At 67.0% G+C, this 16153-nt stretch carries 15 protein-coding genes; 2 read left to right on the top strand and 13 right to left on the bottom strand.

What is annotated here, in order from left to right; translation table 11 throughout:
* Nucleotides 1–63 precede the first annotated feature (63 nt).
* Together DEFCA_RS22465 and DEFCA_RS0116275 are read left to right on the top strand one after the other, a co-directional pair.
* Nucleotides 64–762: an RluA family pseudouridine synthase gene (locus DEFCA_RS22465; RefSeq protein WP_025324068.1), complete on the top strand. Its 699-nt coding sequence runs from the start codon at nt 64–66 to the stop codon at nt 760–762.
* A 131-nt stretch (nt 763–893) separates the two neighbouring features.
* Nucleotides 894–1394, top strand: a complete 501-nt coding sequence (locus tag DEFCA_RS0116275; protein WP_025324067.1) for a roadblock/LC7 domain-containing protein — start codon at nt 894–896, stop codon at nt 1392–1394.
* 84 nt (nt 1395–1478) lie between these two features.
* On the opposite strand, the gene DEFCA_RS20990 is transcribed toward DEFCA_RS0116275, so the two are convergent.
* The 13 genes from DEFCA_RS20990 to DEFCA_RS0116210 all read right to left on the bottom strand — a co-directional run bounded on the left by DEFCA_RS20990 (nt 1479) and on the right by DEFCA_RS0116210 (nt 16120).
* A complete protein-coding gene (locus DEFCA_RS20990; protein WP_025324066.1) occupies nt 1479–2372 on the bottom strand; it encodes a universal stress protein in 894 nt (297 codons plus the stop codon).
* 12 nt (nt 2373–2384) lie between these two features.
* Nucleotides 2385–3698 carry a TRAP transporter large permease gene (locus tag DEFCA_RS0116265; RefSeq protein ID WP_025324065.1) on the bottom strand — a complete coding sequence of 438 codons (1314 nt, stop codon included), beginning with the start codon at nt 3696–3698 and terminating at the stop codon, nt 2385–2387.
* 21 nt (nt 3699–3719) lie between these two features.
* Entirely contained in the window at nt 3720–4238 is a 519-nt protein-coding gene (locus DEFCA_RS0116260) for a TRAP transporter small permease (RefSeq protein ID WP_025324064.1), read from the bottom strand.
* A 79-nt stretch (nt 4239–4317) separates the two neighbouring features.
* Nucleotides 4318–5373, bottom strand: coding sequence for a TRAP transporter substrate-binding protein (locus tag DEFCA_RS0116255; protein WP_025324063.1), 1056 nt, complete (start codon nt 5371–5373; stop codon nt 4318–4320).
* A gap of 252 nt (nt 5374–5625) precedes the next feature.
* A complete protein-coding gene (locus DEFCA_RS0116250) occupies nt 5626–6198 on the bottom strand; it encodes an indolepyruvate oxidoreductase subunit beta (RefSeq protein ID WP_025324062.1) in 573 nt (190 codons plus the stop codon).
* Between the two features lie 27 nt (nt 6199–6225).
* On the bottom strand, nt 6226–7989 hold the full coding sequence (iorA, locus tag DEFCA_RS0116245) for an indolepyruvate ferredoxin oxidoreductase subunit alpha (protein ID WP_025324061.1): 1764 nt from the start codon (nt 7987–7989) through the stop codon (nt 6226–6228).
* Between the two features lie 46 nt (nt 7990–8035).
* Nucleotides 8036–9235 carry a thiolase family protein gene (locus tag DEFCA_RS0116240; protein WP_025324060.1) on the bottom strand — a complete coding sequence of 400 codons (1200 nt, stop codon included), beginning with the start codon at nt 9233–9235 and terminating at the stop codon, nt 8036–8038.
* A gap of 66 nt (nt 9236–9301) precedes the next feature.
* Entirely contained in the window at nt 9302–10816 is a 1515-nt protein-coding gene (locus DEFCA_RS0116235) for a class I adenylate-forming enzyme family protein (protein WP_025324059.1), read from the bottom strand.
* A 701-nt stretch (nt 10817–11517) separates the two neighbouring features.
* A complete protein-coding gene (acd, locus tag DEFCA_RS0116230; RefSeq protein WP_025324058.1) occupies nt 11518–12675 on the bottom strand; it encodes a glutaryl-CoA dehydrogenase Acd in 1158 nt (385 codons plus the stop codon).
* 28 nt (nt 12676–12703) lie between these two features.
* Nucleotides 12704–12922: a biotin/lipoyl-containing protein gene (locus tag DEFCA_RS0116225; RefSeq protein ID WP_025324057.1), complete on the bottom strand. Its 219-nt coding sequence runs from the start codon at nt 12920–12922 to the stop codon at nt 12704–12706.
* 155 nt (nt 12923–13077) lie between these two features.
* Nucleotides 13078–14196: a sodium ion-translocating decarboxylase subunit beta gene (locus DEFCA_RS0116220; RefSeq protein WP_025324056.1), complete on the bottom strand. Its 1119-nt coding sequence runs from the start codon at nt 14194–14196 to the stop codon at nt 13078–13080.
* A gap of 5 nt (nt 14197–14201) precedes the next feature.
* Nucleotides 14202–14336 carry a hypothetical protein gene (locus DEFCA_RS24400; RefSeq protein WP_281173792.1) on the bottom strand — a complete coding sequence of 45 codons (135 nt, stop codon included), beginning with the start codon at nt 14334–14336 and terminating at the stop codon, nt 14202–14204.
* Between the two features lie 350 nt (nt 14337–14686).
* Entirely contained in the window at nt 14687–16120 is a 1434-nt protein-coding gene (locus DEFCA_RS0116210) for a sigma-54 interaction domain-containing protein (protein ID WP_025324055.1), read from the bottom strand.
* Between the last annotated feature and the right edge of the window lie 33 nt (nt 16121–16153).

Below are 16153 nucleotides of genomic sequence, written 5' to 3'. Positions count from 1 at the left end.
TTCGGAGGGGGGGCGAGCCCCCCGCACGAAGCTCCGTTCTCCCCCGCTCCAAAGGCGAAAACCGTGCCGCCTTCCAAACGCTTCCGCATCGTGTTCGAGGACCCCCACCTGATCGTGGTGGACAAGCCCGCCGGCCTGCTGACGGTGCCGGTGCCCGGGACCCAGGCCCGCAACCTCCAGGAGCTGCTGAATCGCTACCTGATCTCCCAGAAGCGCACGGCCCGGGCCGCGCACCGGATCGACCGGTACACATCGGGCCTCGTGGTGTTCGCCAAGGGGCGAAAGGCCTGGGAGGGGCTCGTGGCCCAGTTTCGGGCCCGCACCCCGGAGCGGGTGTATCTGGCGGTGGTCCGCGGCCGGCTCGAAGGGGACGAGGGAACCCTGCGTCACCGGCTCGAGCTCACCCGCGACGGTTTCCGGCAGAGGGTGGTGGAGCGGGGAGGAACCCCCGCGGTCACCCACTATCGGGTGCTCGAACGGTTCGCCGACGCGACCCTGGTGGAGGTCCGGCTCGAAACCGGCCTCAAGAACCAGATCCGGGTCCAGTTCCGGGCGGCGGGCCACCCCCTCGTGGGTGACCGGCACTACGCGTGGGAGGAGAGGGGGCGCACCCGCTTGAACCGCCAGGCGCTCCACGCATGGAAGCTTGCGTTCCAGCACCCCGTCACCGGCGCGTCCCTGAGCCTGGAGGCCCCCCTCCCCCCGGACCTGGACCGACTTCTTGCGGGGCTTCGTGGCCGAGACGGCCGGCCCCCGCCGTGAGCCTGCCCGCCCCCGCCGCCGGCGGGGGCGGGGGAGCGACCTCCTCAAGTCCCCGCCCGTCGGGTCCGATCTGGAACCGGATCCCCCCTCCCGGGCAAGGACGACCCGGGGAACCTTCGACCGGAGGCGCCATGGAAGGCTACGAAGCGGTCTCCGAGCTGGTTTTGGACGAGGAGACCCACCAGGCGCTCCAGAGGGTGCTCGAGCGGGTTCGCGCCGAGCACCAGGCCCGCCTCGTGTTCCTCGCCGAATCCTGCGGCCGCCCCCTGGCCGTGTGCGGCCCGGATCCCCTGCCCGACCTGGAGCCCCTCGGCAGCCTGGTGGCATCCCTGTCGAGCGCGGCGGCCCAGATCGAGAGCCTGCTGGGGGAGTCGGGGGGGGCCGTGGTGTTTCAAAAGGGGGAGCGGGACGTGCTGCACATCACCCGGGCGGCGGACGTGGCACTTGCGGTGGTGTTCCCCCCCAACCCTCCCACCGGGCTCGACCGCGTCCGGGCCCGGCTCCGCCACCGCCGTGCCCTCGCCGAGATCGAGGGCTTGCTCCACAAACGCCGGACGGGGCCTCGCCGGCCGTCCCCCCTGGCGGGGGCTACCCCCCGGGAGCTCAACAAGCTCCTGGACACCGGACTGTGATCCTGCCGGACCGCGTGGTCGTACCGAGAAAACGGCCTCCTCCGGGGTAAGCTTGGGGCGGCCGTGGTTTCTCGCTGGAACGGTTCAGGGCACGATCAGCACGTGGCCCGCGCAGTGGTGCATCACGTGGTGGGACACCGAGCCCACGAACACTTCGGAAGCCTCCTTGAGCCCCCGGCGGCCCACCATGACGATGTCGTGCTCGTCCTCCTCGTAGATCCGGCACAGGGTCTTGCCCACCGCTCCCTCCTCGACCCGGGTGGCCACCTCGAAGCCGAGCTTGCGCAGCCGCTCGGCACCGCGCTCCAGCAGCTCCTCCCCCTGGGCAAACAGGTTGCTCAAGGCCTCGTACCGGGCCTTGGCCGGCAGCTCCTGGAGCCCGTGCACCTTGGGGTTGATCACGTGGATCAGGGTCACGTGGATCCCGGCGGCGGCCTCCTTGATGGTGGCCAGGGCGTCCAGGCACCGCTCCGAGGCGTCTGAGCCGTCCATGCCCAACAGGCATCGGATCGGACGGCGCTCGGGACTCCCTTCCAGAAACCGGCCGGTGCGCTTCACCACCAGGGCCGGGCGGTCCGTGTGGTGCACCACGTGGCTCGAGATGGAGCCGAACAGGAGATCCTGCATGTCGGAGTGGCCCCTCCGGCCCAGCACCACCAAAGCCGCACCGAGCTCCTCGGCCGCCCGGCAGATCACCTGGCCGGGCGATCCCTCCAGGAGCCGCGTCTCCAGCTCGACCCCCGCCTCCCGGGCCCGGGCCGCCTCCCGTTCCAGCACCAGGTCGCCGCCCCGCCGGGCCTGCTCCCGGATGATGTCCAGGTACATGTCCGCGATCATCCGGTACTCGAGCTTCTTCAGATCGATCACGTGGACCAGCACCGGCTCCAGCGGGATGCGCTTTGCCAGCTGGATCACGTAGTCCAGGGTCCGGGCGCTCGGCTGGGACCCGTCGGTGCACACCAGCGTACGAATGGCCATGCCGCCTCCCTCCTAGAAACTGTTCGGATAGAAGAACTTGGGCAGGAACAGCACCAGATCCGGAATGTACGTGAGGATCGCCAGCACGATGAGCTGGAGCAGGATGAACGGCATCACGGCCCGGGTGACGTAGATCAGGTCCTTCTTGGCCACGGCTCCGGTGATGTACAGGCTCACCCCCATGGGCGGCGTGATGTACCCGATACCCAGGTTCACGGTCATCAAGAGCCCGAAGTGAAGGCTGTTGATCCCGAACTGGTAGAGCATGGGCAGGAAGATGGGGGTCAGGATCAGCGTGGCCGAGATGATGTCCATGAACATGCCCACGATGAGCAGGAACACGTTCACCACGGCCAGGAACACCCACTTGTTCGTGATGTTCGAGGTGACCGCCTCGGTGATGATCTGGGGCAGGCGCTCCACGGTGAGGTACTTGCCGAACACCGTGGCCCCAGCCACGATCACCAGCAGGGTGGCAGAGGTCACGGCCGACGACACGACCACCTTCTTGACGTCGGCGAACCCCATGTCCTTGTGGATGAAGATCTCCACGATGAAGGCGTACACGCAGGCCACCACCGCGGCCTCGTTGGCCGTGAACACGCCCGAGAAGATCCCGCCGAAGATGATCACCGGGAGCATCAGGGCCCAGAAACTCTCCCGAATCACCGCCATGAACTCGCGGAACGGCGGCGGCTTCTGCATCCGGAACCCGCTCTTCTTGCATACGTAGTACGTGTACACGCACATGGCCAGGGTGATCAGGAACCCCGGCACGAACCCCGTCATGAACAGGGCCGCCAGGGAGTCGTTGGTGATCATGGAGTACAGGATCATCGAGATCGACGGCGGAATGATGATCCCCAGGATTGGGGCCGAGGTCATGACCCCCACGCTGTACTTCTCGTCGTACCCTTCCGCGATCAGGGCCGGGATCATGAACCCGCCGATGGCCACCACCGTGGCCACGGTGGACCCCGAGATGGCACCGAACAGACCGCAGGCCACCACGCCGGCCATGCCCAGCCCGCCCGGGAAGAACCCCACCACGGCCTTGGCCGTCTTGATCAGCTTGTCCACGATCGAACCCGAGGTCATGATGTTCCCGCACAGGATGAAGAACAGCACGACCACCAGGGCGAACTTGTCCATGCTTCGGTAAAACGCCTGGGCCAGGAGCATCGACTGGGTGTCGAAGGGCATGCTCGTCATGGCGAAGAACGCCAGCCCGATCACCCCGGTGAAAAACAGGCACATGTACACCGGGATGGTGGTGGCGAGCCCGCCGAGCAGGAGCAGCAGCACGTAGTAAATGGTGTTATTCATTTCCATGGTCCGCTCTCCCGTCTAATCCGCTGACTCGGCATCCGGCTCGCCCGCCACCGGCCGGCCCGTGATGTCCTCGTACACCACGTGCAGGAGCCGCAGGATCATCAGGATCCCCATTCCCGGCAGCATGAGGTAGAGCAGGTACTGGGGGATCTTCAGGATGATGGTGGTCTGCTTGGTCACGTACTGGAGTTGCACGAGCTTCCAGCCGTAGTAGGTCATAAACACCCCGAACACCAACACGACCGCGTGGTTGAGGAAGTCCAGAGGCTTCCGGATCCACGGAAACAGATTGGGAACCGCGTCGATCCGGATCAGGGCCCGGTTCTTCACCGCCGCGGCCGACCCGATGAACGTGGTGTACATGATCACCTCCCGCACCAGCTCCTCGGGCCAGGTCAGGGTGTAGGTGATGGTGTAGCGCGTGACAACGCTCACAAACAGGGCCAAAAGAGCGACCATCACCGTGAGGAACAGGGTCCACTCCTCGAAAAAGGTCAGGACCCGGTCGAGCACGTACAGGACCTTGCGAACCATGGAAGTCTCCTCCCGTGGGAACAAAACGGGCCGGGGGCCCCGACACCTCGTCGGCAGCGCCCCCGGCCCGGGTGCTCGTCTAGAGCTTGTAGCCCATGAAGTCCTGCACCTTCTTCAGGTACTCCGGACCGATCTTGTCGGCCCACTCCTTGTGGACCACGTCGCCCTTCTGGCGAAGCAGCTTCATGTCCTCCTCGGGCAGGGTGAAGAACTGCACGCCGCTGGCCTTGGCCTTCTCGATCTCCCGCTCCTCCTGCTGACGGGTCAGCACGCGGGTCTTGGCGCACTCCTCGCGGATCACGTCGAGCAGGGTCTTCTGGAGGTCCTTGGGCAGGCTCTGGAACCAGGCCTTGTTGATCAGGTGGATAAACAGGCCCTGGGCGTAGTTGATCTGGGTGAAGTACTTGGCCACCTCGAACTTCTTGGTGATGTTGCACACCATCGGGGTGTGGTCCAGGGCGTCGATCACGCCCTGCTTGAGCGCGATGTGCACGTCGGGCCACGGCATCACCACCGCGTTGAGACCCCACGCCTTGTACAGGCTCTGGTTCACCGCGGCCTCGGCGATCCGGAACTTCAGGGGCTTGGCGTCCTCGTAGGTGCGCACCGGCTTGGTGGTGGCCCAGCCGTAGTTGCCGTAGCCCGTGATGTCCACGCCCATGATGCCCTTGTCCTCGGCGCTGGACAGGAACTCGTTGAACAGCTCCTTGTTGGCGATGAACTTGTCGAGCTTGTCAAAGGAGTTGATGAGGAACGGCAGGTTCACCAGGCCCATGCGGGGCGCGATGTTGGTCACGGCCACCGAGGAGCACAGCATGCCCTGCACGGCCCCCATCACGAGCTGGTTCAGCACCTCCACCTCGCCGCCGAGCTGGGCCAGGGGATAGTAGTCGAAGTAGATCTGGCCGTTGGTGCGCTTCCACAGCTCGTCCCGGATGCGGTAGCCCACCGCGATCCCCTCGATCACCGGATGGGAGATGTTCGACACCTTCATCACGTACTTGGCGCCCGAGGGGTCGAACTTGGGCTTCCACGCCTCGAGCGGATTTTTCTTCTTCGCCGCCATGCCGACCCCGAGGCTCAGGGCCACGCCCGCCGCAACGACCAGGGCTGTCAAGTGCTTCCAGTGTCGCATGCTTCCTCTCCTTTCGTGAGGGGGTGGATGAACCGCCGCTTTCCCCGCCCCTGTCGGGGAGCGCCAATCAAACGCGGTTGATAACCTACCATTCGTTCGGTTGCGGATCAAGCGCGAAAATGCTGTTCGTTTGATCAAAACACGGTTCACCCCCGTCACAACCAAACAACGGTCTACCCGATCCCCGGGTCCCAAAAGAGGGGGCACGGACGTCCGTGCCCCCTCTTTCCACGTCTGCGAACCCAGCCCGGATCAGGCCTCCCGGCCGAGCCGGAACGCCTCGCGGTTCACGTCGCGCACCTTGGGCGGCACGCTCTCCTCCACGGCTTTCTCCCAGACCTCCAGGGGGAAGTCCAGGTAACGGGAGGCCGCGCCCACCAGCACCACGTTGGCGGCCCGGCGGTTGCCCGCCCGCTCGGCCAGGGCCGCCGCCTCCACCCGCACCAGGTTCACCGGGTAGGTCCGGAGCCGCTCCTCCACGTCGTCCGGGTACTCGGCCAGGCCGGCCGACACGGTGGACGGGTTCACCCGGTCCGGGGTGTACACGATGGTGCCGTCCTTGCGCACCCAGTGGGCGAACCGAAGGGCCTCGAGCGGCTCGAACCCAAGGAGGATGTCGCACCCGCCCTCGGCCACCAGGGGGGAGTGCACCTTCTCGCCCACGCGCACGTGGCTCACCACGCTGCCCCCCCGCTGGCTCATGCCGTGGACCTCGCTCTGCTTGATGTCGAGGCCCTGCAGAAGGGCCGCCCGGGACAGGATCGCGCTCGCCAGGATGACGCCCTGACCCCCGACCCCGCTCAGCAACAGATTCACGGTTTTCATGGAACCCTCCGTCAAGGCAGTGCGGCCCTATTCCTGGGGCCGGATGGCGTCGAACTTGCAGACCTGGGCGCACACGGTGCACCCGGTGCAGAAGTTGGGATCGATCTCGGCGTGCTTCGCGTCCCCCTCGCCGACCATGCCCAGGGCGATGCAGCTGGTCCGGAGGCACACCCCGCAGGCGGTGCACGCCTCGGGATCCACCCGCATGGGGGTGTTCTTCACGCGGTACTGGAGCACGCAGGGATCCTTGGTGATCACCACCGAGGGCTCGGGCTTGTCGAGCTCCTCCTTGAGGACCGTCTCGATCTCCTTGAGGTCGTAGGCGCTCACCACCCGCACATTCTCGGGCTTCACCCCCAGGGTGACCACCAGCTTCTCGATGTCGATGGCCGGGGAGTCCGCGCCCATCAGGGTCTTGCCGATCCCCGGGGTCACCTGGCCGCCGGTCATGGCCGTGATGCGGTTGTCCTGGATCATCACCACGGAGTGGCCGCCGTTCCAGATCATGTCCATGAGCCCGGTCACGCCCGAGTGGAAGAACGTGGAGTCCCCGATCACGGCCACGGTCTTGTCCTTGCGGTCGGTCACCTCGCCCATGGCCTTGGAGATGCCGTGGGCCATGGTGATCGACCCGCCCATGCACAGGCAGGCGTGGAGCGCCTCGAACGGGGGAAGGGCACCGAGGGTGTAGCAGCCGATGTCGCCCGACACGTACACCTTGAGCTTGCGGAGCACCGTGAACACGCCCCGGTGGGAGCACCCCGGGCACAGCACGGGCGGCCGCACGGGCAGCCCCTCGGCCGCGGGCTGGTGATCGAAGGCCTGGCCCGTGAGCCGCTCGGCCACCATCTCGGGGGAGAGCTCCCCCGTGATCGGGAACCAGTCCTTGCCGTGGGCCACCTCGATGCCCAGGAGCCGGATCTGCTCCTCCAGGAACGGGTCGAGCTCCTCCACCACGATCAGCTGGTCCACCTGGGAGGCGAACTCGCGCACCAGGTCGTCGGGGATGGGATAGGTCAGCCCCAGCTTCAGGAAGCTCGCGTTGGGCAGCGCCTCCTTGGCGTACTGGTACGCGATGCCCGAGGCCACGATCCCCACGGACCGGTCCCCCATCTCCACCCGATTCAGGGGGCTCGTGGCGCCGTAGGCCCGCAGGTTCTGGAGCCGCTCCTCGATCTTGGGGTGCTTGGGCCGGGCGTAGGCCGGCAGCATCGTGTACTTCTTGACGTCCCGCTCCATGTGGTCGGGCCGGGGCAGGTCGGCCCGATCCCCCAGCGCCACGATGGACTTGGAGTGGGAGATGCGGGTGGTGGTGCGAAACAGCACCGGCGTGTCGAACTGCTCCGAGATCTCGAAGGCGATCTTCAGGAACTCCTTGGCCTCCTGGGAGTCCGAGGGCTCCACGAGGGGGATCTTGGCAAACTTGGCGTAGTTGCGGTTGTCCTGCTCGTTCTGGCTGGAGTGGAGGTTCGGGTCGTCGGCGCACACCAGCACCAGCCCGCCCCGCACCCCGGTGTACGAGGCCGTGAACAGGGGGTCGGCGGCCACGTTCACGCCCACGTGCTTCATGGCGGCCAGGGCCCGCACCCCGGCGATCGACGCCCCCACCGCGGTCTCCAGGGCCACCTTCTCGTTGGGCGACCACTGGCTGTAGATGTCGTCCCGGTACCGGGTGCCGATGTTCTCCAGGATCTCGGTGGAGGGGGTCCCGGGGTAGGCCGCGGCGTAGCGCACCCCGGCCTCCCACGCCCCCCTGGCGATGGCCTCGTTTCCGGACAGCACTTCTTTCATGGCTTCTCCTTCGTCGTGGGGCCGGTCCCGCAGGAACCGGAGGTCGCTAACCTTTGGAGTCCACCTTGACCACCAGGGCGGCGCCGGTGTCGCCGGCCGCGCACCCGGTGAACAGGCCGTACCCGCCTCCTTTCTCCACCAGCTCCTCGATCATCTCGATGACGCACCGGCCGGCGGTGGGGCCCTGGGGGTGGCCGAAGATGAGGGGGCTTCCGTAGTTGTTGGCCTGCGCCGGGTCGATACCGAACTCCCGGGCGAAGTAGATGTCGTTCACCACGAACGGGTTGTGGGTCTTGAGCGCCGCCACCTGGTCGATGGTGATGCCCGCCCGCTCCAGGGCCATCCGGGCCGCCGGCACCGGCGCCATGGGCATGAACCCCTTGCGCACCCGGGCGAACCCGTAGGACAGGATCTGGATCTCCACGCCGGGGTCGGCCGACAGCTCCCGGGCCCGGTCCCGGGTGGTCACCACCACGGCGCAGTTGCCGTCGGCCGGGTGAGTCTGGGCCCCGAACGAGTGCACCCCGCCCTGAAGCACCGGCGGCAGCTTGGCCAGGGCCTCCCGGTCGGTGGGGATGATGCCCTCGTCCGCCTCCAGGGTGAGGGTCTTCTTCTTGCTCACCCGCACCTCCACCGGGAACATGTACCGTCGCTGGAACGCCCGGTCGTTCTCCAGGGCCTTGGTGTACTGCTCGTACCGGATCGCGGTGAGCTCGTCGCACTCCTCCTTCGTGACCCCGATCTCCTTGGCCACGTTCTCCGCGGTCTGGATCATGGCGTTCTTGGCGAACGGGTCCCGGTTGAAGTTCTCCATGACCCAGTCTTCCGCGACCATCTGCCCGCCCGGGCCCAGGGGGTTCGGCCACAGGACGTGGGGGCCGTTGGAGCACCGGTCGGTCATCAGGGTGAGCACGTGGCCCATGGCCCCGGACTCCAGCCCGGCGGCCGCGTAGTACAGGCAGGTGGTCGAGGTGGAGCACGCCTGGCTCACGTTGCACCCCGGCACCTCCTCGGCCCCGATCATGCCGGCCACCCAGGGAGCGCCGTAGAACGCCTGCTTCTGGTGGATGGTGTACCCGAGGTACAGGTAGTCGAACTGCTTGGGGTCCCAGCCCTTGTCGGCGAACCACCGGGCCGCGGTCTGGGCCCCCAGCTTCAGGGAGTGCTCGGTGGACAGGGTGCCCTGCCACTTGGCGAACGGGCTCGAGTAGTAACCTCGGAACGGGATGTACGCCTTCGTGAACATGGTTCCTCCTCCCTCTGAAGTTCGGTCAACGGTCGACGGTCTCCGGTCGGAAGTTTCGATCACTCCCTATGCGCCACCCCGGAGCTTCTTCTCCCGCTCCTTGAGCTCCCGCTTCAAGATCTTTCCGGTGGGGTTCTTGGGCAGCTCGTCCAGGAACTCCACGATCCGCGGGGCCTTGTAGTCGGCCAGGTGCTGCTTCACCAGGTCGATGATCTCCTCGGCCGTGGTCTTGCCCGGCTCCTTCAGGGCGATCACGGCCTTCACGGTCTCGCCGAACACCTCGTGGGGCACCCCGATCACCGCGCACTCGCGCACGTTGGGGTGGGTGTAGATCACCTCCTCCACCTCCCGGGGCCAGATCTTGAGCCCGGCCGAGTTGATCATGTCCTTCAGCCGGTCCACGATGAACACGTACCCCTCGTCGTCCATGTACCCGATGTCGCCCGAGCGCAGCCACCCGTTCACGATGGTCTCGGCCGTGGCCTCGGGCTTGCGGTAGTACTCCTTCATGACGTTGGGGCCCTTGATCCAGATCTCGCCCAGGTCCCCGCGGGGCACCTCGTTGCCGTCGTTGTCGGCGATGCGCACCTCCACGTCCATGATGGCCGTGCCCACCGAGCCCTCCTTGTGCCGGAACTCGTGGTTGTAGGTGGTGAACGGGGTGGTCTCGGTCAGGCCGTAGCCCTCGTTGATCACCAGGCCGAACTTCTCCTTCCACTGGCGGGCCACCTCGCCCGGCATGGCCGAGGCCGCCGAGAAGCAGTACCGCACCGTCTTCATGGCCTCGGCGGAGCGGGGATCGTTCAGCACCATGATGTAGATGGCCGGAACGGCGTACCACCGGGTGATCCGATCGTTCTTGAGGCTCTCCAGCACCCGGTCCAGGTCGAACTTCTTGTGGAGCACCAGGGTGCCCCCGGACTGGACCACCGAGTTGAAGATGAAGTTCTGGGCGAACGAGTGGTAGATGGGCAGGAAGCAGATGGCCCGGTCGTCGGGCCGCATCTGACACATGTACTTGGCCGCGTTGGTGTTCGAGACCACGTTGCCGTGGGTCAGCACCACGCCCTTGGGCTTCCCGGTGGTGCCCGAGGTGTAGATGATGGCCGCGCCGTCGTGGCGGTCGGTGTACACCGTGCGGAACTCCGACGAGCCGCCTTCGAGCAACTCGTCCCAGGTCCGGTCCCCCGAGCCGCCGTCGATGGAGACCACGGTGCGCAGCCCCGGCATCTTGTCCCGGGCCGGCACGTTCTCCATCAGGCCCTCCTCGGTGATCAGGACGACCCCCTCGGAGTCGTTCACCATGTACTCCACCTCGTCCGCCTTACACATGCTCGAGATCGAGACCGCCACAGCCCCCACCTTCTGGCAGGCGTAGTAGGCGATGATGAACTCGGGGCAGTTGGTGAGGAACAGGCAGACCTTGTCCCCCTGCTTCACCCCGAGCGCGGTGAGCGCGTTGGCCAGGCGGTTCGCGTCGGTCCAAAACCGGCCGTAGGTCCAGGTCTGGTCACCGTAGACGATGGCTTCGCGTTCCGGAAAGAAAATGTTGTTCCGGTCCAGGGTGTCGGCGATGTTCATGATCTTGCGCTCCCTTCGTCCAGGCTGGAGGGGGTAAGGGCAGGGCGGCTCGCGTCCCGCGGCATGCGACGCGAGCGGTGAAGATTCAAACGACCCCGACCGTTTTCCACCGCGCCCGTTCGGCCGCTCGCCGGCACGGGGCCTTCCGCCGGGGAAAACACGGGATCGAAACGTTCCCCTGTTTACCAAACGCACGGTCGGTATGCAACCCCTGGACCCGGGTTTCCGGAGACAAAACATGGGGCGGCTACGGTCTACGGTCGTCGGTCGAAAGACCATAACATCGGGCCCTCGGCCCGGTGGGCAGATGGGCGGGCGGCTCCCGAGCCGCCACCAGAGCTTCTCGGGGGCATGGGGTCTGCTGGAGAGCCGCGTGCGGCCCCTTAGCTCGCCGCGCAGCGCCTTCAACGCTTGTACCCTGAAACCGCTCGGCTCCGGCCGGCCTGTTAGGAAACCACGGTGGCTGCCCCGTGCCTGCGCGGCGAATCTCATGCCCGGCTTCGCGCGCGGCCGGAAGCGGGCCCCATGCCCCCTCCGCTTTCAGCCCGGACGTTGCTGGCGCCACAACTCGGGGGCATGGGGCCTGGTGGAGGGCTGGGCGAGAACCGGAGAGCCGCCCCGTGGCCCACCGAGGCTTCCCAGACGAAAACGCCCCGACCACGCAGGCGGCCGGGGCGTTCGTGCCGGAGGGGGGAGGGGCGTCACCGGTTGGGGGCGTTGCCCAGGGCGATGCCGGCGATGATGAGCTTCTGGATGTTGGAGGTGCCCTCCACCACCTGGTAGGACTTGGCGTCCCGGAAGTAGCGCTCCACCGGGTACTCGGTGGAGTAGCCCCAGGAGCCGTAGATCTTCATCACCTCGTTGGCCGCGTGCACGGCGGCCTCGGCTGAGTAGTACTTGGCGATCGAGGTCTCGAACTGGTTGGGCAGGCCCTTGTCCTTCAGGTAGGCGGCCCGGTACACCAGGAGCTGGGCCGCGTGGTGCTCGGCCACCAGCTCGGCGATCGAGGCCTGGATCATCTGGAACTGCCCGATGGGCTTCCCGAACTGGGTGCGCTCGTTGGCGTACTGGATCGCCAGATCCAGCAGCCCGCCGGCGCAGCCCAGGGCCCCGGCGGCGCAGCCCAGGCGGGTGTTGTTGAGCTGCCACATGCAGATCTTGAAACCCTCGCCCACCTGTCCCAGCACCGAGTCCTTGGGGATCTTCGCGCCGTCGAAGTAGATCTCGCCGGTCGGGGCGCAGTGCAGGCCCAGCTTGGTCTCGATGCCGCGGGTGGTGATGCCCTCGGTGTTCTTCAGGTCCACGATGAAGCAGGTCATGCCCTGGTACTTCTTGGCCCGGTCGGTGTAGGCGTACACCAGGCCCACGTCGCCCACGTGGGCGTTGGAGATCCAGGTCTTGGTGCCGTTGAGCTCCCAGTGGTCCCCCTTGTCGGTGGCCGTGGTCTTCATGCCGGCCACGTCCGAGCCGCTGTTGGGCTCGGTGATCGCGAAGAACCCGATCTTCTCGGCGCTCACCCAGCCGGGGATGTACTTCTCCTTCTGCTCCTCGGTCCCGAACTTCTGCACCGTCAGGGCCGGACCCAGGTTCTGCATGTTGAACGGCAGCCTCCACGAGGGGCTGACCTTGGCGATCTGCTCGGCCAGGAGCACGCTCTCCAGCAGCCCCATGCCGTTGCCTCCGTACTTCTCGTCGATGCCGCACCCGAAGAAGCCGAGCTCGGCCATCTTGCGCACCCTCTCCAAGGGAAACGCGTGCTCGGCCTCCTCCTTCTCCACGTAGGGCTTGATCTCGTTCTCGGCGAACCGCCGGGCCTGCTCCTGGACCATCTTCTGTTCGGGGGTGAGCTCGAAAACCATGGCATCTCCTCCTTAACTATGGGTTGTTTCACGCCGGCTCGATGACGATGAGAACCTGATCCTCCTCCACCGCGTCCCCGGGCTGCACCCGCACCTCCCGAACCACCCCGGCGACGGGGGCGTACACCTCCGCCTCCATTTTCATCACCTCCAGGATGACCACCGGGTCGTTCGCGGCCACGGCGTCCCCGACGGCGCACTCCACCTTCCACACGTTGCCGGCCATCGGCGCTCGGACTTCCATCATGATGCAATTCTCCTTTCCGTTCCACCCCTTGGGCCTTCGGCCCGCGGGGAGGCTGGGAAGCTGTGGGGCGAGAAAGCTCGCAACCCTTTTGATCTCCGAGTGTTCCGAACAAGACCACGCGTCCGGACCACCACCTCGCGGTCCGGGACCACCCCTCACCCCGCCATGGCCAGGAACACGCCCGCGGCGATCAGGGTCCCCAACACCCCGGCCACGTTCGGGCCCATGGCGTACATCAGCAGGTAGTTCTGCCGGTCCTCCTCGGACGCCACCTTGTGGACCACCCGGGCGGCCATGGGCACGGCGCTCACCCCGGCGGCCCCCAGCAGGGGGTTCACCTTGTCCCGGCTCACCAGGTTCATCAGCTTGGCCAGCGCGATCCCCGACGCGGTGCTCACCATGAAGGCGAACAGGCCCAGCACGAACACGAAGATGACCCGGGGCTGGAGGAAGGTCTCGGCCCGCATGGTGGCCCCCACGCTGATCCCCAGCAGGATCGTCACAATGTTCATCAGCTCGTTCTGGCTCGCCCCGGTCAACCGATCCACCACCTTGGACTCCCGGAACAGGTTGCCCAGCATGAACATGGCCATCAGGGGGGCCGAGGCCGGCACCAGCAGGATCACGGCCACGGCGGCCACCACCGGAAACAGGATCTTCTCCAGCGGATGGACCTTGCGGGCCTTGGACATCCGGATGCGACGCTCCTGCCGGGTGGTCATGAGGCGCATGATCGGCGGCTGGATCAGGGGCACCATGGCCATGTACGAGTAGGCGGCCACGGCCACGGTGCCGAGCATGTGGGGCGCCAGCCGGGACCCCAGGTAGATGGTGGTGGGGCCGTCGGCCCCGCCGATGATCCCGATCGTGGCCGCCTCCTTCAGATCGAACCCCATGAGGTGGGCGCAGAAGAACGTGATGTACACCCCCACCTGGGCGCCCGCGCCGAGGAAGATCAGGCGAGGCTGGCTCAGGAGCGGGCCGAAGTCGGTCATGGCCCCGAGCCCCAGGAAGATCAGCGGCGGGATCACTTCCCACTCGATCCCGTAGTGGAAGAACCGCCACAGCAGCCCCTCCCCGGGCTCCATCAGGCCGGTCCCCGGCAGGTTCACCACCAGCATCCCGAACGCGATCGGCACGAGCAGCAAGGGCTCGAACTTCTTCGCGATGGCCAGGTACAGGAACCCGCCGGCCAGGGCCCACATCACCGGATGCCCCCAGGACAGGCCCAGGAACCCGGTCTGCGCCCCGAGGTCCGCCAACCACCCGACCACGGGGCTCACGGCGTCTCCTCCCGGCCCCGGGCCCACCGGTCCACTCCAAACGCCACCAGCCGCACCGCCGCATACACGAGCCCCATGCCCACGAACACCGCGGCCGTTCCGGCCGCAAAGATCCGCACCACCTCACCCATGGGAGAACCTCCTCCCCCCGCAGACCGACCGGGCGCCACGGGACGGCAGACCCGGGATGGCCGGAACGGGCTCGTCCGGCCCCACGGGATCTCCTGCAGGGAGCGTGCCAAAAGGACAAAAGAAACATTAATGCAACAATTTCATATGGTTAAACGCACATGACGGAGAACATCCCTACTGCTCCCCCCGAAGGAGCGTCTAAAAAAATAGACACTGGCCGGGAAAAACGCGGGAAAGGGCCCCACAATAGGGGGCGAGGCGTGTAGGGACAGCACGACATGTCTATTTTTCACGACACGTCACGCCGTGGCGGGGCATCGGGGTCGCCCCGAAGGAAGGGATTGGGCGGCTATTTTTCGCCGTAGCGCGCTAGCTTCTGGTACAGGGTAGCCCGGTGGATGCCCAGCAGCTCACACGCCCGCTTCTTGTTGCCGCCGGTGATCTGGAGCACCCGGCGGATCACCCGCTTCTCGGCCTCCTCCACCGCCTGACGCAGGAGCGTGCCCTCCCCCTCCCCCCCGGCCGCCCGGGCGGCGGGGTCGGCGGTGAGGATCTGGGGCGGCAGATCCGCAAGACGGATCTCCGGGCCGGTGGCGTTCCACGCCACCCGCTCCACCACGTTCTGGAGCTCCCGCACGTTCCCGGGCCAGGGGTAGGCCTGGAGGGCGGCCAGGGCCTCGGGGGCCATGCGGCGCTTGCCGGTCCCCTCGAAGTCGTAGTGGGTCTCCAGGAAGTGCTCGACGTACAAGGGGATGTCCTCCGGGTGATCCCGGAGGGGAGGCAGGTACACCAGCATCCGGTTCATGCGAAAGTACAGGTCGGCCCGGAACCGTCCCGCCTCTACGAGGTCCTTCAGGTCCACGTTGGTGGCCGCCACGAGCCGGAAGTCCACGTACCGGGGGCCGGTGCCCCCCAGCCTCTCCACCTCCCGTTCCTGCAGCACCCGGAGGAGCTTGGCCTGGATGTCTAAGGGGAGCTCGCCGATCTCGTCGAGGAAGATGGTGCCCCCGTGGGCCTGCTCGAACTTGCCGATCCGCCCCTTGCGGTCGGCGCCCGAGAACGAGCCGGGCTCGTACCCGAACAGCTCCGACTCGGCCAGGTCCCGGGGGATCGCGGCGCAGTTCAGCCGCACGAACGGGCCGTGGGCCCGGGGGCTCTCGTTGTGGATGGCGTGGGCGAACAGCTCCTTGCCGGTGCCGGTCTCCCCCACCAGGAGCACGTCCGCGTCGGACCGGGCCACCCGCTTGGCCAGGTCCACGGCCTCGCGCAGCCTGCGGCCCCGGCCCAGGATGTTGTCGAAGGTATAGCGGTTTCGCTGGGGCAGCTGCCGGAGCTTGCGCTGGTAGCTGGCGACCTGGTCCTCGAGCACCCGAACCTTGCGGGCGAGGCGGTCCACCTCGCGAAGGTCGCGGAACATAATCGAGCCCATGGCGCCCACCACGCGGCCGTCGCGCCGCAGGGGGATCCGGGCCACCACCTTGGTCTTGCCCTCGATCTCCTGCAGGTGACCCACCTCGGCTCGGCCGGTCTGACACACCACGTGGAGGCGGGAGGAAGGGATCAGGTCGGTGATGTGCCGGCCCTTGGCGGCCCCGCGGGCCAGGCCGAGGAACCTTTCGTTCTCCCGGTTCATGTACACGACCCGGCCCTCGGCATCCACCACGATCAGCCCCTCGTAGCGGTTGTCGAGCAGGGTGCGCAGGGCCTCCACCACCGCCTCGTCGGGGTCGTAGGGACCCAGGGCCTCGGCGATCACCGAGAGGATGTCGCTCAGCTCCGCCATGGGGGGGTTCCGGGAGTGGGGCCTCGCCGGCCG

It is taken from the genome of Deferrisoma camini S3R1 (assembly GCF_000526155.1).
Lineage (GTDB): Bacteria > Desulfobacterota > Deferrisomatia > Deferrisomatales > Deferrisomataceae > Deferrisoma > Deferrisoma camini.
This window is presented reverse-complemented; position numbering and strand designations above follow the sequence as displayed.